Source organism: Sedimenticola thiotaurini, from assembly GCF_001007875.1.
Classification (GTDB): domain Bacteria; phylum Pseudomonadota; class Gammaproteobacteria; order Chromatiales; family Chromatiaceae; genus Sedimenticola; species Sedimenticola thiotaurini.
This window is the reverse complement of sequence record NZ_CP011412.1, coordinates 48,131-70,418: the sequence shown is the minus strand read 5'-3', so window position 1 is coordinate 70,418 and position 22,288 is coordinate 48,131. Positions and strand designations below refer to the sequence as shown.

Genomic DNA, 22,288 nt, shown 5'->3' with positions numbered 1-22,288 from the left:
ATCTGTTTATGGACGCTCGAATACCAGTGCCTGTATGGGATGGGATAGATCGGCTTTTTCATCCAGCCGCTGCAATCGAAGCAGCGCGCCGGTGACCAGTTGGGTCTCGTCCCCATCGATTCTCACCAGGGTGCTGTTAATCGCTCCATCCAGCTGCACCAGACCGAAGGTCAGTAGTGCCGTCTCATTCGCCTGTGGTAACTTCACCGGTCCCGTGGTCCAGGAGAGCAGGCGGGCAAAACCTGTCAGCTCCGCCAGTTCGGTCTCTACATGGTGCACCGAACAGCGCATACGTGGAGGAAAACACACTTCGTCACAGATCGGACAGCGGCTACCCAACAGCCGGCCCTGCATTAGGGCCTCGAAAAAAGGAGTGAAACCACCAAACCCATGACTGTAGGAGAGCGAAAGATCGATCGGCATCAGACCGTTTTGGTCCCATGGGAATCTACTGTTCTCCCCTGCTGTCCGCTTGTATAGACGGCTCATATTCAATCCTCCCGTTCAAACACATGGGTCACGTTGACAGTGGCGACCCCGGCGTGACAATCGGTCACGCCGCGCCGATAACTTCTACCTGCCTGCAGACCGGACCAGTAACGTCCCTCCAGGAGACGGGTCACAGTAATCGCCTGGGCCAGCCCCACCGCACCGGGCGCCCCGCCCTGACCGATCAGGCCGCCGGAGAGGTTGACCGGCAAGGCACCATCCCGGTCAAATACGCCATCGCAGAGTCGGGCCGCCGCCTCTCCTGCGGGCGACAGTCCGAGCGCTTCAATAGCTTGCAGTTCAGCGCCCGTATAGGCGTCGTACAACTCGACCACCTCGATCTGCCGTTGCGGATCGGTGACCCCGGCCATGGCATACGCCTGGCGGGCCGAACGCTCCTTGGCACTGAACCTGCCCGGCTGATCCCGATCACCAAGCCGCACCGTATCGGTTGCGCAACCACTACCGGTGACACGCACCGACGGCCGCTCGGTCTGTTTGGGAGCCGCGTCCGGATGGGCCAATACCAGGGCTGCCGCACCGTCACTGATCAGACTGCAGTCCAGCATTCGATAGGGTGTGCTGACCATGGGGGACGCCAGCACGTCATCGACGGTGATGGTCATCGGTTTATGCGCCCAGGGGTTATCACAGGCATTCCAGTGATTCTTCACTGAAACCGCCGCCAGCTGCTCGGAGGTCGTGCCGTGGCGAACCATGTGGTTCTGCACGGACAGGGCGTAGAGCATGGTGGCGGTGGCGCCGGCCCACCCCTCCAGTTCGGCATCAAAAGAGAGCCCGTAAAGCAGCCGCACATCGTCCCCGGCCAGATGGCTGGCGGCGTGTTCATAGCCGATAATCAATACCCGGCGGGCAAAACCCGACAGGATGTGCATAACCCCGGAACGCAGTGCATTACCACCACTGGCGCCACCGGTTTCCACACGGCTTACCGCACAACCGGAAAGCCCTATCTCATCCAGGAGAAGGGGGGCCGGCACCAGTTGCAGCGACAGAAAGTCGGTTTCCGAGGCGATAATCACCGCATCGATATCGGCCGGGTCGATCGCCGCATCGCTAAGCGCTTCCCCTGCTACGGTGCGCACCCAGTCTCGGGGTCCGCTACCGTCCCGGTAACGACGGAACGGCACCACCGCACTGCCAACAACCAATGGCATGGATTTCATAATCTCGTTCCTCAGCTCGCAATCATCTGTTCGGGCAGCCAGGTGGCAATTGACGGAAAGGCGATCAACATCAACAGCACGAGGATCTCCATTAACAGGAACGGCAGCACCCCTTTCACCACGTCCTGAAACTGCGCCTGGCCCGATACCGAGCCGAGCACGGCGAACAGGTTAATGCCTACCGGTGGTGTGATCACCGATATCTCGATCAATTTAACCAGCACGATACCGAACCAGATCGGATCGATATCCAGCTGCTGAACAGCCGGAAAGACAAACGGCAGGGTCACCACAAGCATCGAGGTGGTGTCGAGGAAACAGCCGAGGATGATGTACATGATCGAGATGAATATCATGAACCGGAGCGGCGAATAGGCAAACGTATTGACCAGTTCGACGAACCCGTCAATCACCCCGGATACCACCAGCATCCGGGAGAAGATCAAGCCACCAATCAGAATAATGAAGATGATGCAGCTGACCGACGCGGCATCCCGCAACGACGAGGTGAGCCACTTGCTACCCTGTCCCCACTTGCGGGTTACCGCAATACAGAAGGCGCCGAAAGCACCAATGGCACCGGCGGCCGAAGGGGGGAAGAAACCGAAATAGATACCCCCAAGCACCAGCACGATCAGTAGGGCAACCGGCGACACACCCCATAAGGCAGACCACTTCTCGGCCCGGGTCGACAATTCTTTGATATCGGGGGCCAGTGAAGGTCGGATGCGAACCATCACGCTGATACCCATCAGATACACCACTGCAGTGAGAATGCCCGGCAGGGCTCCGGCGATCAGCAGTTTGCCGACCGACTGTTCGGTGATAATGGCGTAGATCACCATGGTGATTGATGGCGGAATCATGGCGGCGAAACTACCCGCTGCTGCAATCGAACCGATTGACAGGGCGCGGGAGTAACCGAAACGGATCATGTGCGGGAAGGCCAGCCGGGTGAACACCACCGCATTGACAATGGTCGATCCGGACACGGCGGCAAAGATAGCCGACCCCACCACCACTGCCTGGTACAACCCGCCCTTGCGGTTACGCAGCCACAGCTCACCGGCATGAAACAGTTGCGATGTGATGCCCGAAGACTCCGCCAGCACACCCATCAGGACAAACATCGGCAGCACGGCAAAGGCGTAATTATTGACCACTGAAAACGGTAATGTGCGGAGTTGACCGAACGCGAACGCCTCCCCGAAGCCGACATACATGCCCGCCACACCCAGCACCCCCATGGCCACGCCAACAGGCACACCGAGGGCCAGGAAAATGAACAGCGCAGCAACACAGATATAACCGATAGTTAAAGGATCCATATCCGGCTCCTAAATTTTCGGTTGGGAGGTGGTGTGGTGCCGTCCCAGGAGTTCGTTCACAAAATCCCAGGCACACTGGATTGTCATCAGCATTGCGCCGAATGCCAGTGCTGCCTTGGCCGGCCAGATCGGAAAATTGATAATGCCGGAGGAGTACTCGTTAACCGTAAAGCTCTCGATGGCCGCCTCCGATCCGAACCAGGCAATCAGTCCGAACAGAACGAGACTCAACAGGCTTCCCAGTGCAGCCGCGATACGCTGCACAATGGAGGGAGTGAGACCGATCAGCACCTCCACACTGATGTGCGCACCCCGCTGCTGGGAGAGTCCCAGCGCCAGAAACACGGAGGTCACCATCAACGCTTCCGTGGCTTCGAATGCAGCCGGAATGGGCGTGGAAAAGAGACTGGTACCGATTGCATCGGCAGCCCCGATCAACATCATGATGAACAGGGCCACACCGGATAACAGAGCGAAGGAACGATTGAACGTCCTTAGCAGCCGTGCGAATTTCGGGCACAGCGGTTGGGTGGATGTATCAGCCATGGCATCCTCCAGAGAATCAATGATTGGAACGCCCCGTGACCACCGGAATGGTCACGGGACCCAAACGGCCGGGTCGTTATTCGCCGACCACTTCCTTCCAGATCTGGACAGTCTGGCGGGCACCGTCACCCTTACCCTGCTCGTCCATACGCTTGATCCAATCACTGAAGAAGTCCGGTAGCGCTGCACGCCACTTGGCCTTTTCTGACTCCGGAAAGGCGTGGAACTGGACCCCTTTTTCAATCAATGTTTTGCGCGCCTCCGCTCCCTTGGCGAGCACCGCATTGCGATCCCGTTCCATTGCCTCGTTGGCTACTTGTTCAAAAATCTTCTGTTGCTCTGGGGTCAGTTTCTGCCAGGCCGATTTGGAGATCCAGATGCCCCAGGCAGGCCCCTCCCACAGGGTTATTTCACTGATGTTTTTTGCCACCTCGAAGATTTTGTAATTCACCACCAGGTCCACAGCAAACGGGGCGGCATCCACAACCCCACGGCTCAGGCTCTCATAAATCTCCGGCAGCATCAGGGTCACCGGCGTACCGCCAACCGCCTGCACCATGCGGGGCATATCGGCACCCCAGGTACGCACTTTCTTTCCGTTTACCTGGTCGGTGGAGACGATCTTTTCCCGGGATACCAACAGGTAGGGATTCAGATGATGAAAGAACAGTGCTCTGACGCCGTTTGCCTCCGCCTCTTCGCTATAGGCGGGAACCTCTTTCAACAACCGTTGCATCAGGGTGTTCGCCTGATCGACCGTTTCTATAGCCATCGGAATGGAGTTGGGCGCACTAAAAAAGGGCAGCTGCGCCGGAAAATAGGCGGGTGAAATGGCCGCCATATCTATCGCACCATTCTGGAGCAGCGATAAACCCTCTTTGGCTTTTCCGAGACCTTCCGACCAGAAAATCCGGATCTTCACCTGGTTGTTGGTTCGCTTGGCTATCTCGTCAGCGAACCATTGGTCAACCTGTGAACCGGTGGTGGTCGCCGGCCACTGGTGATTGAGGTTAAGCGTGGTCGCCGCCTGCGCACCTGTCACCATACCGCTTGCAAGCACCAGGGCTGCCAACTGTTTTATCATGGGTTTCATACACTACTCCTCCTATCCAAATAGATAAGCCTTTTTACTTGTAATTGGAATTCTCTGCTAACTCTTTTAAGCGGAGTGCTTTTCGATTTATCTTGCCAGTGCTTGTCAGTGGAAAATCACTGACAAATTCAATTTTTCGCGGATATTTGTAGGCTGCCAGGCAACGCTTGACGTGCAGTTGAATCTCTCTCGCCAACTCCGCACTCGGTGCATGACCTGCCGCCAGCCGGACGAATGCCTTCACCACCTGTCCCCGGTCCGGGTCCGGGCTGCCCACAACGGCTGCCTCGTCAATCGCCGGGTGTTCAACCAGTGCATCCTCCACTTCCGCCGGGCCGATTCGATACCCGGCGCTTTTGATCAGATCGTCATTGCGGCCGTGATACCAGAAATAGCCATCACTGTCCCGATACCCCAGATCACCGGTGCGTACCCAGCGCCCCACCCGCATGGAAGCGGTACGGCCCAGCTGATTCCAATAACCGAGAAACAGGGTCGGATCATCATCCCGGGCCGCTATCTCGCCCATCTCGCCATCCGCTACCGGATCTCCTGCCTGGTCGATAATCGCCACCACATGGCCCGGGTAGGCCTTGCCCATGGAGCCGGGGCGAACCGGAAAGAGAGTACGGCAGTTACCGATCAGGTGATTAACTTCTGTCAGCCCGTAGAATTCGTTAATGGGCACATTGAGCACCTTATCTCCCCAGGCAAGTACAGCGCTGGGCAGGGGTTCGCCACCGGTCCCGATTGAACGAATGGCAAGATCCGGCCATCGGCCGTAGGGGTCGTCAATGGCCGCCATCCGTTTTAACGCGGTGGGTGTCAGGAAACAGTGAGTCACACCGTGACGGGCCATTAATTCAAAAGACCCTTCCGCCGAAAAGCGTGCGCGACTAGCCACAACGGTTTGGCCGAAAAACCAACCGGTGAGCATGACATTGAATATTCCCGCGACCCAGGACCAATCAGAGGGTGTCCAAAGCACAGCGCCGGGCCTGTTCATCTCCAGTTCATAGAACAGCGATACGGAAGCCAGATAACCACGCAGTATCCGGTGGGCGTGCAGAATGCCTTTCGGCATACCGGTAGAGCCCGAGGTATAGAGCAGCAGTGCAGGCTCGACGGCCCGGGTTGACTCCAGATGGGCATCGCTGGAAAACCGTTGATACTGATTGAAATCCACAATACCCTGCTGACCGTCCGGGTCAGTAAGCACCACGGTGGCCAGATCCGGGCATCGATTCTGCTGCTCGGCAATGCGTGCCCACAGATCAGACTCGCTCACCAGTATGGTTGCACCCGAGTCCACCAGCGCATGGATAACCGTATCCGGGCCGTAGAGCTGGGAAAGGGGGGCGACGATCCCCCCCAGGCGAAACACCGCCAGATAGGTCAGAGCAGCCTCGAGACCCGCACCAAGATAACAGGCCACGACGGTGCCCCGGCCAACCCCCAACTCCTGAAACAGGTTTGAAAGACGCGCTGAACGTTCGGCAAGCTCTGCATAACTGAAACGGTTGATCAGACCGTCGGCATGTTCGGCAATCAGGGCAATCGCCTCGCCATTGCCGGCCTCCACCTGACGAAGCACGGTATCGCCTGCCATGTTGTAGTATTCGGGAATGTCAATCCGGAAATGTTCGATGACACGTTCGTAGGTAACCGGCTCACCGATTGAGGCTTTCAGGGCATCCGGATTCATACCGTCACCGCTAACATATATCTCTTTCTCTTGGATAGGCTTCGCCGACATACGCTCCTCGCTAAATGGCCTGTCTAATAACGGTATCGCTCTGCTACCAACCCTGATGTCGACGGAGCATAACAATCACCATACATCGGTACTAATGATATTTATCGATGTTTTTTAATAGTGTATTCTTATCAATATGAACATACGTCATCTCGAAGCCGTGGTCTGGATCTCCCGTCTCGGCAGCTTTGCAGCAGCGGCAGAAAAACTGCACCTCACCCAGCCCACCATCTCCCAGCGGGTCAAGGAGCTGGAGAGTCATCTGGGCGTAAAACTGTTTAAACGGAGTGGACGACGGGCCATCCTGAATGATCGCGGACGGGCACTGATACCCATGGCCGAACAGATGCTCGGCATGGAGCAGACCATCTGCAAAGCAGTCGGTAACCTGACAGCCATCACCGGCGTTGTACGGGTCGGCGTGGCTGAACTGATTGCCCTGACCTGGTTGCCAACCCTGGTGGCCGAGGTCAACCGGCGCTACCCGGACGTCAACATCGTGATCGATGTGGATTTAACCGGGAATCTCTGGTCCAAGTTCGACAAACGAAAACTGGACATCGTCCTGCTACCCAGCCCGATATCCAGACCGAATGTTCGCGCCATACCCCTCGGGGGTGTCACTTTCTCCTGGGTGGCCAGCCCCAAACTCAATATTCCGGACCAGGTGTTGGGTGCCAAAGAACTTGCACAATGGCCGGTAATACTGCTGCCAGCCAAATCCAATATCTATGAAATTATCAAACGCTGGTTCAATGACGCCAATGTCAACTTCAGCGACGTTGGCTTTTGTAATAATCTTCAGACCATTGCCACACTCACTCTGAACGGATTGGGCATCAGCACCCTGCCGGCAGATATCTACCAGAAAGAGGTTGAAAGCAACAAACTGTTGCTTCTCAAAACAACCACACCTTTACCATTCATTGACTACCAGGCTGTTTATCACGGCGACAAGGAGTTGATGTTGGAAGAACTGATCGCCGAAATCGCCGGAGAGGTGAGCAGTTTCCAAAAGTCGATGCCACCGTCCGGTGGGACGAAGTAGTTCAGCAAAATCACTTCTGGATGAAATCAACTACTCCCGTGATAAAAACACCAGCCTCTGCTCAACCACCTGACATACCCCATCGGTGGAAAAATGCGGCCTCACGCCGAGGGGGGACTCGGCTAGGAGGATGAGGCCGCCAAGCGCGGAGGATCTATTTTTTAGCGTAGAGGAAGGTCATTACATCAATGATCTCGCTCTTGGTAAGAACCCGGTTCGGTCCGAATACCGGCATGTGTGCATCGGGACTCAGTACACGCGGATCCCAGATTCGCTGGAATGTGTAGCTGTAAGGGAGCGAACGCTCGGCATAGTCCACCAGGCTCGGTCCCACGGTACCGCTGCCGGCTTCATGTCCCGGCAGCTTGTGGCAGGCAACACAGTTACCCCAACGCAGGTTGGTGGCTATCTTTTCGCCACGGGCAGCATCACCGTTCAGCTCTGTATCATTAAACTCCACCGTCTCAACCGGTGGCGGCGGAAGGTGGCCGCACTCCAGTTCATAACTGTGGCAGGGATACTGATCCAGCAGTTCAGGGGGATAGGGTTCCCCCGGCACCCACTGGCGCTGCTCTTTCTCTGCTGCGGCGGCGACAGCGCCAATCCCCAGCAGCATTACTATGGCCAGCCCCTGCATTAACAGGTTGCTGACTGATAATTGAAAACAACTTTTTTTCGACATTGTTCAATCTCCGAAATACTCGTCTTACACAACTCCGGTAGCGGACTTGCGCAGGATTAAGGTTCAAGCGATAGGATCAATCGATTATGTTTTTCTATTGATTGTATTCCCGCTCAAGGTAGTCAGTATTCATGTTGTACTCGGCTACAGGTACACTCATGGGATAGCCGTTTGCGGATGCCCGGATAAACACCTCAATATCCGTCATACTGGCACTACCTTCTTTACCCTGGTACATGCGCGACAGCTGCTGACAGCTGCGAATCTGGTGCTGCATGGTAAAGACGTAGGAGTAGTCATCGCCCGCCAACTGGTAAGGGAAATGGTAAATCGGGTACTGGGCCGCATCGCCAAAGAAGGTTGTCGGACGCTGTCCCCGCAGGTAGCTACCTGCAGTGGGTGGCGTATGACAACTGGAGCAGGCGTAGTGGAACTGTCCCACCCGTTTAAAAAACAGGTCACGTCCCCGGTTGTATGATGCAGCCATCGGTTCTGATGTGGTATCCACGTTGATTACCGCACCATCAGCCAGTGATGCGACGTAAAAAGCAAGCAGCGAGTTGGGACGGGTATCCGGTCCCCAGTCATCACGCTGCAGACGCTCTTTGGCGCACACTTCGATCTGTGATGGTCCGGTGAGAACCCGTTTTACACGCTCATTATATTTCGGAAATGTCGCGTAAACGTCTTTCAGCTCCGCTCCATCCTCGCCGTGACAGGATGCACAGGACTTTCCATCGGCATTCTTCTGATTGAAGTACTCCAGCCCCTCTTCCAGTACCATTTCGCCTTCCAGGCTTTTCTCCATCCAGCGGAAATCCTTAAAATTCATTTCGTGGGACATCAGCCCATCTTTGATCGCTTTCTTCAGCGACTCGGGATCTTTCCAATACTGGTAGGTATTGGAAAACTCCTTATCCCCGGAGACATGGGGAATGGCCTTTTCACGGCCAGGCATATATTCATGCTGGACATTCGTATCGGCAGCCATGCTCGACGTGACTTGCAGCAACGAGCAGACTAACAAACATAGCGGGATTCGATTACGCCTCATTACTCCTCCTTACACCTTATCGGTTATATTTTTTTAAATTGGCGATCTTGGGTAAAAGTTACAGAACGACTTCAGTTGAATCGGTCGCTCCCTTGTTGTCATGCCAGCTGACCATCAACCGATCGCCTTTCTGTACGCCGGTGAGCGTGAACGAGAGATAGGGATTCTTTGACACGCCCTGTCCCCAGTCTGCGTTGATCAGAGACTCTCCGTTCCGGTCAATTTTGACTTTATTGATAAAATGAGCGGGTATCTTTTCGCCGGTCTTCTTGTCGACCCGCTGCACACTCATCGGGTGTTTGATCAGCAATCGAATGACTGCTGAATCGTCTTGCATTTTTGTGCGAACTTTTATTGTTTTACTCACGGTTTATACCTCTGGGTTTATTTATCACTTACTGATCATCACGAATTGGAATCCAGCGTCAGCCACCGCAACCGCCGACAGTAACCTTGACCTGTTTCTTTCCGGTGAACAGTTTTCCATCAGCACTGACGACAGCCCATACATCCTGTGTTTTACCCAGTTTTATACGGGTTGCTATGTGACCGGCAGTCTGGTTACTCATCTGAAAGCTGGCAGCCAGCGGGTAGGGATTTTTTTCGGCGATAATCGTGATCGACTGGATGTTGGCCAGTTTTGTTCTGATCGTAACGGGTACCACGGTGCCGTTTTCTGCAATGTCCGGTGCCACCACAGTCACTTCGTCACTGGGGGTAGTAGTGGTGGTTTCAAACAGTTCGTTCAATACCTCGTCAACCGTGCGGAATTCAAAAGCATTGGCGATCGACTTACCATGCGAAATAGTCGGTACCAGCAATCCACTGGCCACCATCGCACCGAGGGCCGCGCCACTTCCGGTAACCTTGAGAAACTTTCGCCGCGCTATATCGGCCATGATTCACCTCCTAATCGTGTAATCAATTAATTTGTCTGTTGTTTTTCTATCGCACCCAAATCGAGTGCGTCCAGCGGTTAGAGCAAATTCGATGCCAACATCCAAAAATAACGTAACTAATTGATTATTCAATAAATACCTCATTCATCTCAGAAACAATGAAAAAGCAGATATCGGGAAGTTTGCCTATGGCAAGGGTGTAACGACTGGAGTTTTGCCCGAACGATGCAGGCGAAAATAAATTGTATGACGCGGTTATTGTGCAATTCCGCTGGCTGCCTTTAATGCATCAGCGCGGTAAACGAGATGGACATAACAGCAAAACAGATATTGGTGATGAGGAAAATGACTGGCTGGTCCGACTTAACATTCAACGGATTAAAAAAGGTTTCACCACACTAAGGGGGGTTCACCCGCCCCCCAGCGCCTGCCTGGAGATACTTTGGTGACCCATAGTATCCAAAAGACTTTCCCCGATCTGCCTGTCACTCGGATACTTTGCGTTTGAACTGTCGGCCAATCGGGGATTTATAGTGTTCTGACATTGAACAACTTTTGTTCGGGGATGGCTCGTTTTCTTCAGTGTTTGATGCTGGTTTCTATTTTTCCCTGATAAGCTCCGTGCAGCTCGCAATAGACTCCAATTTACTGTCTGACAGAGAACGCCCCGATGGGATGGCGGCTTGGCCTTTACCCAAAAACAAAAAAATAGAATTGCAATGGAACATTTAATTCACGTAAAGTCTTTAAAAAAAGATTTCGCGTATCCTGCCATTGTTAAAGATCATTATCATGTTAAAGCTAATTCGTCCCGCGTTCGCTGCGCTGTTCTTTGTCCTGTTAACCGGCTGTGTCCCCACTGTCACCCAAAAGCCCACATTGGCTAAGCCGAATTCAACCCAGCCCGCCACCCCCGTTGTAAACAACGACAAAGACCCGTTATACCAGCCCCTTAAAAACGTCGATCTGTCGCAATATAAACGTGCGGGTGACGGTCTGCTGCTTGTTGGACGGAAAGGTGAGTACGATCTGTTGCTGACCGAACCGGGCAGACCTTACAAGGTTTCCAAGTCGAGATTCGAGGGCATCAAGAAATTCAATAATGATCAGTTCATGAACTATTCGGGCTACATGCTGCGCTGGGTGAACAACAAAAATGAACCCGCGCCGTATATCGGGCGCCTGACGTCATTTGCCGATGACGGCCGTAAAGCCGTATACAAGGGTGCTTTCGTGGCAACTCATTATAAAGCGAAAGCATTCGGTTCGACCCCTACCGGCCCCAAGGCATTTCTAGAGGGTATCGAAACGCAGTTCGACGCCTCAGGACGCATCGTCGAGATGGATTATAAGATCCATCGCTATACCTCAAAATGGCTAGGCCCCAAAAACAACCGCAAAATAGTCTACTACACCTTTCCCGAACGGACGACACGAGAGGTTGAACTCACGCCCGCCACAAAGGAACAGGCTGCAGTCGCGACCCGCGCAACTGGCCTGCCGGATTTCCAGTTCGTACTGCCTCACCCCCGGCAACTCGCAGAGAAGATGTCTAGTCTCGATCGTGCACTGTTCACTCGGGCGTATTCACTGGTTGATCTGTTTGAGCAGAAAAAGATCAATACCGACCATCTTCTGCTCCAGCCCTTTGCTCCCACGAAAGGCGAGTATCGAGAAATACGGCGATTTCAGTGGGAACTTCTCGCACCAGAACATGCCATGGTTCACAAAGGGCAATCAGCTTTTATCTACAGCCCGATGACTCGCCATACCTACCTGTTGCCCCACCCCGGTGACTCCTATAAAAATCGTTCACCGATCCTGACGCTGCCCTCGTTACAGGACATCGTGATCAATGGGCAACTTGCCGTGAACCAACAGTGCCTGGGCAAGACCGATGGCATGGTCGTGCTCTCCGGACAGTGCGACCCGGAAGCGCCGGGGTTTCCGCTAACCGTGCTCACGCAGCTTTCCGCTGACCAGTTCATCATCAACATCTGGTCGGACATCGATCGTCGCAGCACCTACCTGTTGACTGGCAGCAAGTTCCCCAAGGAAGCACATTATCGCTGGTCGGTCGACGCCTTCATGGTGGATGAGTCGGTCGCCCCGGATACTACGCTCGCAGTCCTGGCTACGGGTGAAGATTCGTTTTCTGACAAACTGGTAGCCTTCGCCAGCCGGGGCCAGGACCAGCAGGCTTGTGACAGGATGTCAACCGCCGTCAGCCACGCCGAACAGGCCCTGCGCTTCGACCCCAGAATCGACAGGCGTCTGGCCAGCTACCAGAAGCAGCTGCGTTTCTGGGAAGATACGAACCTTGCGATCTACGAGCTCAAAAGAAATCCCTCGAAAACCCCGGTCACCGATTTCAGGAGAGCTGTCTGGAATGACCTGGTCAGCATGAAACGCGATATCAACCAGCGTTTGGCTACCCTGAAGCGTCATCGCGACGTCAACAACAGCGCATGCCAGCCCGACTCACAACGCATGGATGAGCTGGTGTCAGCCCTTACCGACTTTGAACGTAATCTTTCTGCTTCAATGAAGCAGCTGGACGAGACCTATTATGCCCAGGCCGAAGCCCTCAAAAACGACCTCTTCTCCCTGGTCGCTCGGCAGGAGGAGGCGCAAAACAATGCGGCGATGGCCCTGTTCCTGAGCAGACTGCAGGCCTCGCTGAATGCCGATCTAAATGCCAGGCAGGCACAAAGCAATTCGATCATGCGCAGCATGATCGCTTCTCGTAAGGCCGTCGATGCGCAGATCGCAGAAGTAAAGGCCCGCAACGCGGCCTATTTTGCAAACAAAAAACCCGTCGTCGCTGCGCCCCAGAACAACATCGTCCGCCCGGTCGCAATGCCTTTACAGCCGCTCGATACGACAGCTGGCAGCAAGGTCTACCTAAATGGCAAAAAGCCAACTCGCCTGAGCACCCAGCAAGCGATTGCCCAGGCCCAGGCTAAAACGAAACGGCTGGTCGAACAGCGAAAGGCCGGCTCAGAACGGTTAACACCCGACTATAACCAGACCACCACACAGAACAGGCTTGCACAGCAGGCTAAGGCAACCGACACCAAGGCAAAAGCGCAGCCCAAGACGAATCGGTATGTGGGTTCCGGCCGTGATTATCCGTTCACAGGTAAAAGTGGCCAATACTACAACTACGAAATGGCGTTGGAATTGGCACAGACCAATCTCGAAAATCAGGCCAGTAAATTTTGCGGAAGCTCCATGAAGACAGAAATTCAGTGGGCTCGCCAACCGGTTTGCAAAGAGTCAGCATCGGAGAAAGAGCAGTACAAGTGCTCCATCGATGCGAAAGTAAACTGTTACGAGAACTTCTGCGATAAACAGTTCTGTGGCACGGGACACTGATCCAGTCGATAACCAAACAGAACGATTATTCCCGGCTGAATGCGATGGTTCTCCTTGTGGGTAGCGAGGGGAACCATCCATCTCCATCAGGGCCCTCTGAATCGACTTGGGCCAATCCTCTTTTTATGTAACCAGTCGTAATTTCCACGATCAGCAGGGGTTTGAGTTCCCTTTACCCATACAGGTAAACCGGTACGGAGGGACAGGTTCGCCGTCTGAAAAATGAGACAAACTAATGGAGGTAGTCATACTGCCCGCAGGTGAGCGTGGAGCATTTTTTGCTTTGGGGAGCTGACGCCTGAGGAGATCAGAAAAAGGTTGCAATTAAAACGAACCGGCTAAAGCTTATGCCTGGCAGTTCGCGCCCTCCGTGGCGACGATTAGAGTAGATAGAGAATCAACTTCCGTCAGGAAGCAGGAGATAGTTGGTACTCGCAGCTGCTGGCGTCTTCATGCAGACAGCCGGCCTTTTGGGCACGATAGGCCGGTAGATCATCGGCACTGTCCAGCAGCCCCTGAATGGTGCCCCCAATAAAGTGACAACACTCCGGCTTGTTTGCCGCGTGTTTCATATTACGGGTATAGCCGCTGACCCGCACACCATCACTATATTGGGAGATCTGTACCAGTGGAGAGAGGGCCGGTACCAGCACCAGTTCAATCGCTGTACGCAAATCGCCGATCGGTCGCTTCAGTTTCAGATTACGATACAGGTGCTTACCAAATCCCTCTCCGAGCTCCAGCATCCGCTGCTGACGATCTTCCTCCGGAATCGAACCGTGAATCTCCACCAATCGAGCTGAAATATTGGGATAACGGCTCAACAGCGAGAAGATCAGCATACGATCGCGAATATCCGCATCCCCTGCTTCTGAATCCTTGTTTTTAAAGCGGGTGTCCTCGGCTGTGGCCGCGGAATCTGTGTTGGTCTCGGGTTGAACCGCCGGCGCCGGGGCCACTTCCCCTGTCCGCCCCCCTTTCAGCAGTGCGGCAACACCCTTGACGGCTTCCAGCGGTGTGCGGAGTTGAGTATCGTCCAACACCGGCCCCTCGACTTCCAGGACCAGATTGCGTCCACCTTCCGGGCGATGTTGAAAACTCTGCTTCACTACTCCAAGACCGAGTTTGCGGAGGCAGCTCATGACACGGGCCAGTGCGCCCGATACATCCTCCAGTTGCAGTGTAATCTGATAGCTCATTATGTAGCTCTACGGCCATTTAACACGACCGATCCTCCATCTCTTATGTAATGTTATCGGGTGGGAATGGGAACAGTGTGCCCATGCTATAGCGGCTAGCCGTGCTGCTGTCAAGAGGGTTGGGGATAACCGGCGCTCCGTGGTGACAAGCGGTCAAAAAACCCCATCTCGGGCCGGCCAAACCTGCTTAACCGTACTATTTCAGAGGCTAATTACAGAGTTTGGACCGACCGTAACAGTGATCATGTTAAATGGAGTTCAGGAATGCAGAGCAGCCGTTATTTGATACGTCCTGGACAGTACTCGGCAAGCCGGATTAGTGCACCGTACAGACCATGCAGGGATCAAACGAGCGCACGATATGTTGCACCGCCACCGGTTCCCGCTCCCCTTGCCTCACGGGTGCACCGATCAGTGCCTGCTCCAGAGGGCCACTGATCCCCTGTTGATCCCGGGGCGAAAAGTTCCAGGTGGTCGGGGCGATGATCTGGTAATTGAGGATACGACCATGCTTGATACGCACCCAGTGCCCCAGACTGCCACGGGCTGCTTCGGTCAGGCCCACGCCCTCCGCCTCCCGCATTGTCCTGCTATCACTGCAATAGGGCTCGCTAGGCTTCAGCTGGCGCACCCACTGTTCCATCTCGATCAGCACCCGGGGCATCTCCAGCAGACGGGCGATCACCCGGTTGCGCACGTTGCTGCCACTGCGCTGCACCAGGTCGTTGACCAACGGCTGACCGTCGATCAGCTGGCGGGCCAAAGCCCCCACTTCCACCACCTCCCCATCCAGCCGCGGCGCCTTGCACCAGCTATACCCCTTATCCGGGTCACCGCTGGGCAGGGTCACGCCCTGGAAGGGGTGCTGGGGTTCGGCCTGTCCCTCCATCCAGCTGTGGCTGATATCCTCGGTAATCCCGGTTGTATCCAGTTCACCTGCCACACCCTGGTACCAGAGGCCGGCGCGGAAAGTGCGCGCTCCCTCCAGCGGGTAGACCCCGTAACTCATGAAGCGGCCGTCGGTTTTGCCCAGTTGATCCAGGTGCAGATCCCGGGAGAGTTGCAACAGGCGGCGGAAGTCACTCTGTGCCGGATCACCCGCCGCCAACCAATCCTCCAGTTGCTGCTGATCGCCGATCTCCAGCATCTGCTCCAGCGGCGCGTTGAACAGCCGCTGTTCCAGAAACCGCCGGAATCCACCAAGGATGGACAACAAACGGACCTTCTCCTTGGTTTCAATACTTCGGGTACTGCCACCGGGCTGAATACCCAGGGTGTGGGGCCACTTGCCGGCCATGATACCCATCAGGTGCATGAACTCGGCACGGGCTTGCATCACATCGGGGGCCGCCCGTCCCCGGACCGCCTTGAAGCGCTCCGCCACAGGGCTGAACCAGGACTCGTCCCGATAGATATCCCGGGCAAAGTCGGGCATGAAGAACAGATAAAAATGGGTAAAGTGATCGGCCAGGTTTTCACAGGCATGGATCAGGTTGAGTGCCAACTCGCCATTTTTCGGACGCTCCACCCCGCCCGCCCGGGCCAGGGCATCAGCCGTTGCAATGGACTGGGAAACTGAACAGATACCGCAGATACGCGGTGTATAGATCAGCGCGTCACGGGGATCCTTGCCATGCAGGATCTGCTCGAAACCCCGATACATGGGGGAGACCACCCAGGCCTTCTCCACCACCCCATCGGCCGTTTCGATCTGCACCTCCAGATCGCCTTCGACCCGGTTAAAGGGTCCCACAATCAGCTTACTCATGGCGGCCCTTCTTCCTGGTCTGTGGAGGTACAACAATATGGTCCGATACGGCGTTCTGACGCAGCCGGTTCGGTGTGGCGGCCTTGGAGAGGGAAGCGAGGGCGACAAACCACGCCTTCGGCATATCGGTCGGCAGACCGATCGGGATACCAGCAAACTTGGGGGTCTCCTGGAACGGATGCCCCGGCTCCTGGAAACCGGGAGCGGTACAGTTGATGCAAGCGTAGCCACCACGCAGGCAGGAGCCTTCACCATTCCACAGCCGGGTGTTGCAGTCGGCATGGGCCTGGGTACCGAGACACCCCATGTGCTCCATCATGCAACCCAGCTGGGAGTGCTCCTCGGCACTCGCCTTGAATTCATAGAATTCGTTCCGTGGACAGCCGTGATGCACCAGGTGATCGGCATAACCGCGCGGCCGTTGCCACTCATCCAGGTCCGCTTCACTGAACTCCCCCAGGGCCAGCTGCATCAGGGTTTCCGTGATCCAGTTGGGATGGGTCGGACAACCGGCCACATTGATCACCGGCAGACCCCGGATGGAGCGATACGCCTCCCCCAGTACGCCGCCCCGTTCGGTTTCGGCAAACTGCAGGCCACAGGCATCGGTGGGATTGCCCCCCCCGGCGGTGATACCGCCAAAGCTGGCACCGGTGCCGATACCCAGGGTATAGCCGGCTACCGCAGCCAGATCCTGCACCCAGTCGAGCATGGAGCGACCGGTACCGGCCAGCATGTGAAACCGCCCGGTGTCATTGGGGCCACGCATCACCGCACCTTCAAAACAGAGTGCATCCAGCCTGATCTCTCCAGCCAGAATCGCCTCCAGGATGCGTACCATCTCGGAGCCTGTCTCTTCACTGAGCATCGGATGCCACAGCAGGTTGATGCCGGCACCCTCCAGGGTATGCAGCAGATTCGGTGACTCGGCGTTGAGCAGTGACAGACTGCAACCGCCACAACCGCCCGACTGCAGCCAGAGCAGATTGAATCCCGCCTGCTGTCCCAATGTCTGATTGATCATCTTGCACTATCCGGTAGCACTGTTTTCATAGCGACTCAAATCCGCTCAAGAGATAACTTTTCCGCCCACGCCGTCCGACTGCTGCTGACGACCCTCCAGGGCGGCACATTCTGCCATGTTCACCAGCCGTTGGAAGCCCTTATACCGAACGCAGGATCAGGGTGAACACCGCCCCCCCATCCGCATGATTCGATGCGACCAGCGACCCGCCCTGATCATTCGCCAGACCATAGCTGATGTAGAGTCCCAACCCGGTCCCTTTACCCACATCCTTGGTGGTAAAGAAGGGGTCGAATACCCGCATCAGGTCTGCCGGGGGAATTCCCGGGCCAAAGTCCCGCACCTCAATGTGTACATCATCCCGATCCTGCCAGCCCCGTATCACCAACCGGGGATCATCCATCGGTTCCATCACGTCGATGGCATTCTGTACCAGGTTGACCAGGATCTGATGAACCAGACCCTTGGTACCCACCGCCCGCAGCTCATCCGGTATCTCCAGTCTCACCTCCGGTTTACGCCGGGCGGCCTTCACCACCCAGTCCACCGCAGTTATCACCACCGGCGCCAGTCGGAATGGCTTGATATCCTCCTGCTGATTTCCGGAGAAACGGCGCAGATCCTGCACAATGTTGCTGACCCGCTCTGCCCCTTCCAGTGTGCCGTCGATCAGGGAACCGATATCCGACAGGATGTGATCGATCTTCAACTCCCGGCGTTGCGCCGCCAGCGCTTCACCGTCAACACCCGCGTGGATCGCATCCAGGTAGCGGGTGATACGCTCCCCGTAGCGCTTCAGTGCATGCATGTTGCCGAACACGAAACTGATCGGGTTGTTCAGCTCATGGGCAACCCCCGCCACCAGGCGACCCAGGGAGGCCATCTTCTCCGAGTGAACCAGTTGCTCCTGGGCCTGTTTCAGCTCCTTGTGGGTGGCGTGCAATTTTTCGTAGGCGCGGCGCAGTTCTCCCACCGGACGACCGATCAAAACCATACCCACCAGCCGTCCCTCATGGTCATAGCGGGAGCTGCAATTCATGGCCAGGGGCGTGGGCGTTCCGTCGGCACTGATCAGATTGACCTCGCAGTCATACACGGTTTCAGATCGAATCTTGTCGGCAAAACCATCCACCAGCACCTGGGAAGATTCGGCAAACAGCTCCTTGAAGGAGTGGTTCAGCAGAGCCCGCGCCGTGCGACCGGTAATCCGTTCCAGCGCCGTATTGGCCTGCTGGATGCGGCCCTGAATATCACACACGATCAGCACGTCGGTCATGGAGGCCTGCACGCTCTCAATGAAGCGTTGTGCCTCCTCCAGCGCGCTGTTCTTCTCTTCCAGTTCCACCTGGTAATGGACCAGATCGGCGTAGACCAGGTCCATCTTCTGGATCACCTCAATCCAGGCCTCTTCACCACTGGAACCCTGTGCCTGATTATCCGAACCCAGCCGGGACATCAGGCTGTCGGCGCCCTTGACGCCAGGATCAATCACCATGCTAACCACTCCTGCGGGTCACTCCATAAACCCGGCATAGGCCCGCCACTTGGCGAGATTGAAAGCTGGACCGACCGACACCACCAGAGGCGTCTGCCTGCCTGTCCACCCCGTTACAAAAATCGCTACCGGACTAGCGGTCAACCGCTGGCTGCACTCCCACCGGCCTCATCGTGCAGCTCTTCCACCTGGGTTGTCTGCTCCAGCCCATAGCGCTCCAGCTTGCTGCGCAAGCCGACCCGCGACAGTCCCAGATCCCGCGCCGTCTGGCTCTTGTTCCAGCGGTGCCGGATCAAAGATTCCCGTAGGATGCGCGCTTCAATCGATTCGATACGCTCCTTCAGGGTGCCATCCAGGGAAGAAAGCATATCCAGCTGAGCCTCATCCTCCCGGGGCGCCGCCCGCAACACCCGGGGCGACAACAGATCAGCGCCCAGCAGCGGCTCGTCACTCATCACCAGCATGTGCTGTATCTCATTCTGTAACTCCCGCACATTACCCGGCCAGTCATAGGCCTGCATGCAGGCCAGCGCCTCATCGGTAAAGCCTTCCACCTGCTTGTTCAGGGAGCGCATGGCCGATTGCAGCAGGGCGTGGGCAATCGGCGGAATATCCATTTTGCGATCCCGCAGCGGCGGTAAATGGATAGCAATGGTGGAGAGCCGGTAGTAGAGATCCTGGCGGAAACGCCCGGCCCGCACCTCCACTTCCAGATCCTTATTGGTGGCGGCGATGATGCGCACATCCACGTTGCGCCGCTGGGCACAACCCAGCGGCCGGATCTCTCCCTCCTGGAGCACCCGCAGCAGCTTGACCTGGAAAGCGGGAGAGACCTCGCCGATCTCATCCAGAAAGATGGTCCCGCCATCGGCCCGTTCAAACAGGCCTGCCCGATCCTCCACCGCGCCGGTGAAGGCGCCGCGCTTGTAGCCGAACAGTTCGCTCTCCAGCAGCTCGTCCGGCAGGGCCGCGCAGTTCTCCACCACGAACGGTTTGTCCCCGCGCAGGCTGTTGTAGTGCAGCGCCCGGGCACAGAGCTCCTTACCGGTGCCCGATTCACCGGACAGCAGCACCGTCACATCAAAAGGTGATACCCGGTTCACCTTGGCGCACACCTTGTCCATCGGGCTGCCCTTGGCGCGCACGATGCCATCGTTACTGGAGTGCTGCTGCTTGAGCTGCTTACGCTTGTCACTGACCTTCTGTTCCAGCACATCGGGATTGCGCTTCAGCTCGATATTGAGCAGTTCGTTCTCCCGTTGCAGGTGAAACAGGTGGGCGGCGTTCTTCAGGGTCAGCAGCAGGCTGTCCGGGTGCCACGGTTTGGTGATGTATTGATAGATGCCCGCCTCATTAACCCCCTGGATAATATCCTCGGCGTCGGTGTAGCCGGACAGGATCATGCGCACCACGTCCGGCCACTGCTGCCGCACCTTGGTCAGGAACTCCACCCCGGTGGTCTCCGGCATGCGCTGGTCACAGAGCACGATGTTGACCCACTCCCGTTCCAGGATCTCTTCCGCATCCCGGGCGTTGGTGGCGGTCTTGACATCGAAGTCATCATCCAGGATACGCACCAGCGCCTCCAGACCACGTACTTCGTCATCCACGATCAGCAGGGTTGCTTTCCTGTTCATGACGCCTTACTCCAGTCCGGGTTAGAACGTCGGGACAGGTCCCGGTGCTCCGCAATGGTCACCGGTGTGCGGGACTTGGGCACCTTGTAGACAAAGTTGTAACGGGCCACATGATAGCTGGGATCAAAACCATAGAAGTTCAGATTCATCCGCTCCAGCTCCTCCTGGCGATAGGCCTCCAGGGGCTTCTCCAACTCATCGGCGTGACGCGCCTGCACCTTACGTTGCAAAAGCTGATCGAAATCCCCCCCCTCGGCCAGGGCGTCGGCGCGCTGTCGCAGCTGTTCCAGAAAGTGGCCGCTGTCCTGGCCAAAATGATCATCCAGCAGACCCAGTTCACACGCCTCATCGGTGCCCATGGGCAGGCGTCCCTGGGTGATGCGTCGGGCCCGTTCCGCGCCTACCCGCTTGGGCAGCAGATAGGTCCAGTATTCGGAGCCGTACAGGTTGCCCATGTCCTTGTAGTGGGGATTGAGTACCACGCCATCCCGTGCCCAGACCTGGTCCGCCGCCCGGGCCAGGAATACCCCACCGGCGCCGGCATTGCCCCGCAGGGCCGACACCGTGAGATGGGTTTCGGTGGTGATGATCTCCCGGGCCAGGTCGTTGATGGCGTTGATATTGGCCCAGGACTCATCGGCCGGGCTCTCGGCCGCTTCGATACTGTTCAGGTGGATGCCGTTGGACCAGAAATCCGGTCCCCCCATCAACACGATCACCCGGGTGTCCCGGCCCCGGGCCTGCACATAGGCCTCACGTAACCGGTTGCACTGCTCGGTACTCATGGCACCGTTGTAGAACGGAAAGTGCAGATAACCGACCCGGCCCCGCTCTTCGTAACCTATATCGCTGTAACCGTCGGCAAGCTCCGGTAGATCGGCCACCCGATCACCCAGCACCCGCATCGCCGGCAGTTTGAATGGATGGGGACCCTGTTTGTCCCGCAGGTGTCCTATCCAGACCGCGCCGTCCAGCGTTGCCCGGCAGATCGCCTGACCACTGCGACCCAGCAGGCTGCCCGGCTCACCCCGCAGTCCGGCGGCCGGGTGGGCATCGTAAAGCATCACCTCCTGTCCCAGGATCTCATCCCGCACACCGGGAAAACCATCGGCGCTGCGGATCTTGCGCAAGACGGTTTCGGTACTGTCCTGCTGCCAGTCGATACGCCGGTCCGCCTGGCTCATCAATGGCCGCAGACAGCCCTTCACATCGGGCCGACTGTAGTCCAGGGGTTCGGGGTTGAACGATTCCTGACCCATTCGCTCCACCGCCAGCAGCACGCCCTGTAACGCCGCCTCGGTCACTTCGTTGCGATACAGGCTCGCCTTGCTGACGGCGCGCATGGGGAAGTTGACCGTGGCCCAGATGTCGCCCGCATCCATCTCGGCGTTGGCCTGCAACACGGTGACACCCCACTCCGGTTCACCCCGGAGGATGGCCCAGTCCAGCGCCGATGGCCCCCGGTCACCCTTGATACCGGGGTGCACGATCAGGCAGGTGTGGTGACGCCAGATCGTTTCCGGGATGGCGCGTTTGAGAAACGGCGCCACAATCAGATCAGGCTGGAACAGCTCCACCGCCTGCTGGGTCACCGCATCGTTAATATCAAACTCCACCGAGACCTGGTGACCGCGCCGCTTGAGTTCGATATGCAGCCGCTGGCTCAGGCTGTTGAAGGCGTGGCTTAACAACAGGATCTTCATAG

The 22,288-nt window shown here is 56.6% G+C and carries 18 protein-coding genes; 2 read left to right on the top strand and 16 right to left on the bottom strand.

Features of this window, described 5'->3' with window-relative positions:
* Positions 1-6 precede the first annotated feature (6 nt).
* The 6 genes from AAY24_RS00325 to AAY24_RS00300 all read right to left on the bottom strand — a co-directional run bounded on the left by AAY24_RS00325 (position 7) and on the right by AAY24_RS00300 (position 6,399).
* Positions 7-423, bottom strand: a complete 417-nt coding sequence (locus AAY24_RS00325) for a Zn-ribbon domain-containing OB-fold protein (RefSeq protein ID WP_199930436.1) — start codon at positions 421-423, stop codon at positions 7-9.
* A gap of 68 nt (positions 424-491) precedes the next feature.
* Entirely contained in the window at positions 492-1,676 is a 1,185-nt protein-coding gene (locus AAY24_RS00320) for a thiolase family protein (RefSeq protein ID WP_052760961.1), read from the bottom strand.
* An 11-nt stretch (positions 1,677-1,687) separates the two neighbouring features.
* Positions 1,688-3,004, bottom strand: a complete 1,317-nt coding sequence (locus AAY24_RS00315) for a TRAP transporter large permease (RefSeq protein WP_046857982.1) — start codon at positions 3,002-3,004, stop codon at positions 1,688-1,690.
* Between the two features lie 9 nt (positions 3,005-3,013).
* A complete protein-coding gene (locus AAY24_RS00310) occupies positions 3,014-3,550 on the bottom strand; it encodes a TRAP transporter small permease subunit (protein WP_046857981.1) in 537 nt (178 codons plus the stop codon).
* Between the two features lie 76 nt (positions 3,551-3,626).
* Entirely contained in the window at positions 3,627-4,643 is a 1,017-nt protein-coding gene (locus tag AAY24_RS00305) for a TRAP transporter substrate-binding protein (protein WP_046857980.1), read from the bottom strand.
* 34 nt (positions 4,644-4,677) lie between these two features.
* Positions 4,678-6,399: an acyl-CoA synthetase gene (locus tag AAY24_RS00300; RefSeq protein WP_052760960.1), complete on the bottom strand. Its 1,722-nt coding sequence runs from the start codon at positions 6,397-6,399 to the stop codon at positions 4,678-4,680.
* A gap of 136 nt (positions 6,400-6,535) precedes the next feature.
* Here AAY24_RS00300 and AAY24_RS00295 point away from each other — a divergent pair, with 136 nt between their 5' ends.
* Complete coding sequence (locus AAY24_RS00295) at positions 6,536-7,447, top strand: LysR family transcriptional regulator (protein ID WP_052760959.1); 912 nt, start codon at positions 6,536-6,538, stop codon at positions 7,445-7,447.
* A gap of 154 nt (positions 7,448-7,601) precedes the next feature.
* Here AAY24_RS00295 and soxX read toward each other — a convergent pair whose 3' ends face one another.
* The 4 genes from soxX to soxY form a co-directional block, all read right to left on the bottom strand.
* The gene (soxX, locus tag AAY24_RS00290) at positions 7,602-8,129 is read right to left on the bottom strand and encodes a sulfur oxidation c-type cytochrome SoxX (RefSeq protein WP_082116955.1); all 528 of its coding nucleotides are present in this window, start codon (positions 8,127-8,129) and stop codon (positions 7,602-7,604) included.
* Between the two features lie 94 nt (positions 8,130-8,223).
* On the bottom strand, positions 8,224-9,087 hold the full coding sequence (gene soxA, locus AAY24_RS00285) for a sulfur oxidation c-type cytochrome SoxA (RefSeq protein WP_046857979.1): 864 nt from the start codon (positions 9,085-9,087) through the stop codon (positions 8,224-8,226).
* Between the two features lie 154 nt (positions 9,088-9,241).
* Complete coding sequence (gene soxZ, locus AAY24_RS00280; protein WP_046857978.1) at positions 9,242-9,550, bottom strand: thiosulfate oxidation carrier complex protein SoxZ; 309 nt, start codon at positions 9,548-9,550, stop codon at positions 9,242-9,244.
* A gap of 58 nt (positions 9,551-9,608) precedes the next feature.
* The gene (gene soxY, locus AAY24_RS00275; RefSeq protein ID WP_052760954.1) at positions 9,609-10,082 is read right to left on the bottom strand and encodes a thiosulfate oxidation carrier protein SoxY; all 474 of its coding nucleotides are present in this window, start codon (positions 10,080-10,082) and stop codon (positions 9,609-9,611) included.
* 792 nt (positions 10,083-10,874) lie between these two features.
* On the opposite strand from soxY, the gene AAY24_RS00270 reads away from it, so the two are divergent.
* Positions 10,875-13,460, top strand: coding sequence for a hypothetical protein (locus AAY24_RS00270; RefSeq protein WP_199930435.1), 2,586 nt, complete (start codon positions 10,875-10,877; stop codon positions 13,458-13,460).
* Positions 13,461-13,867: 407 nt separating this feature from the next.
* On the opposite strand, the gene AAY24_RS00265 is transcribed toward AAY24_RS00270, so the two are convergent.
* The 6 genes from AAY24_RS00265 to AAY24_RS00240 all read right to left on the bottom strand — a co-directional run bounded on the left by AAY24_RS00265 (position 13,868) and on the right by AAY24_RS00240 (position 22,286).
* Entirely contained in the window at positions 13,868-14,659 is a 792-nt protein-coding gene (locus tag AAY24_RS00265; RefSeq protein ID WP_046857976.1) for a hypothetical protein, read from the bottom strand.
* A gap of 316 nt (positions 14,660-14,975) precedes the next feature.
* Positions 14,976-16,427 carry a nickel-dependent hydrogenase large subunit gene (locus AAY24_RS00260; RefSeq protein WP_046857975.1) on the bottom strand — a complete coding sequence of 484 codons (1,452 nt, stop codon included), beginning with the start codon at positions 16,425-16,427 and terminating at the stop codon, positions 14,976-14,978.
* On the bottom strand, positions 16,420-17,451 hold the full coding sequence (locus tag AAY24_RS00255) for an NADH-quinone oxidoreductase subunit B family protein (RefSeq protein ID WP_046857974.1): 1,032 nt from the start codon (positions 17,449-17,451) through the stop codon (positions 16,420-16,422). The genes AAY24_RS00260 and AAY24_RS00255 overlap by 8 nt, the downstream gene beginning before the upstream one ends.
* A 139-nt stretch (positions 17,452-17,590) precedes the next feature.
* On the bottom strand, positions 17,591-18,946 hold the full coding sequence (locus AAY24_RS00250) for an ATP-binding protein (RefSeq protein ID WP_082116953.1): 1,356 nt from the start codon (positions 18,944-18,946) through the stop codon (positions 17,591-17,593).
* Positions 18,947-19,086: 140 nt separating this feature from the next.
* On the bottom strand, positions 19,087-20,583 hold the full coding sequence (locus AAY24_RS00245; RefSeq protein WP_046857973.1) for a sigma-54-dependent transcriptional regulator: 1,497 nt from the start codon (positions 20,581-20,583) through the stop codon (positions 19,087-19,089).
* Positions 20,580-22,286, bottom strand: a complete 1,707-nt coding sequence (locus AAY24_RS00240) for a hydrogenase maturation protein (protein ID WP_046857972.1) — start codon at positions 22,284-22,286, stop codon at positions 20,580-20,582. The genes AAY24_RS00245 and AAY24_RS00240 overlap by 4 nt, the downstream gene beginning before the upstream one ends.
* Positions 22,287-22,288 lie beyond the last annotated feature (2 nt).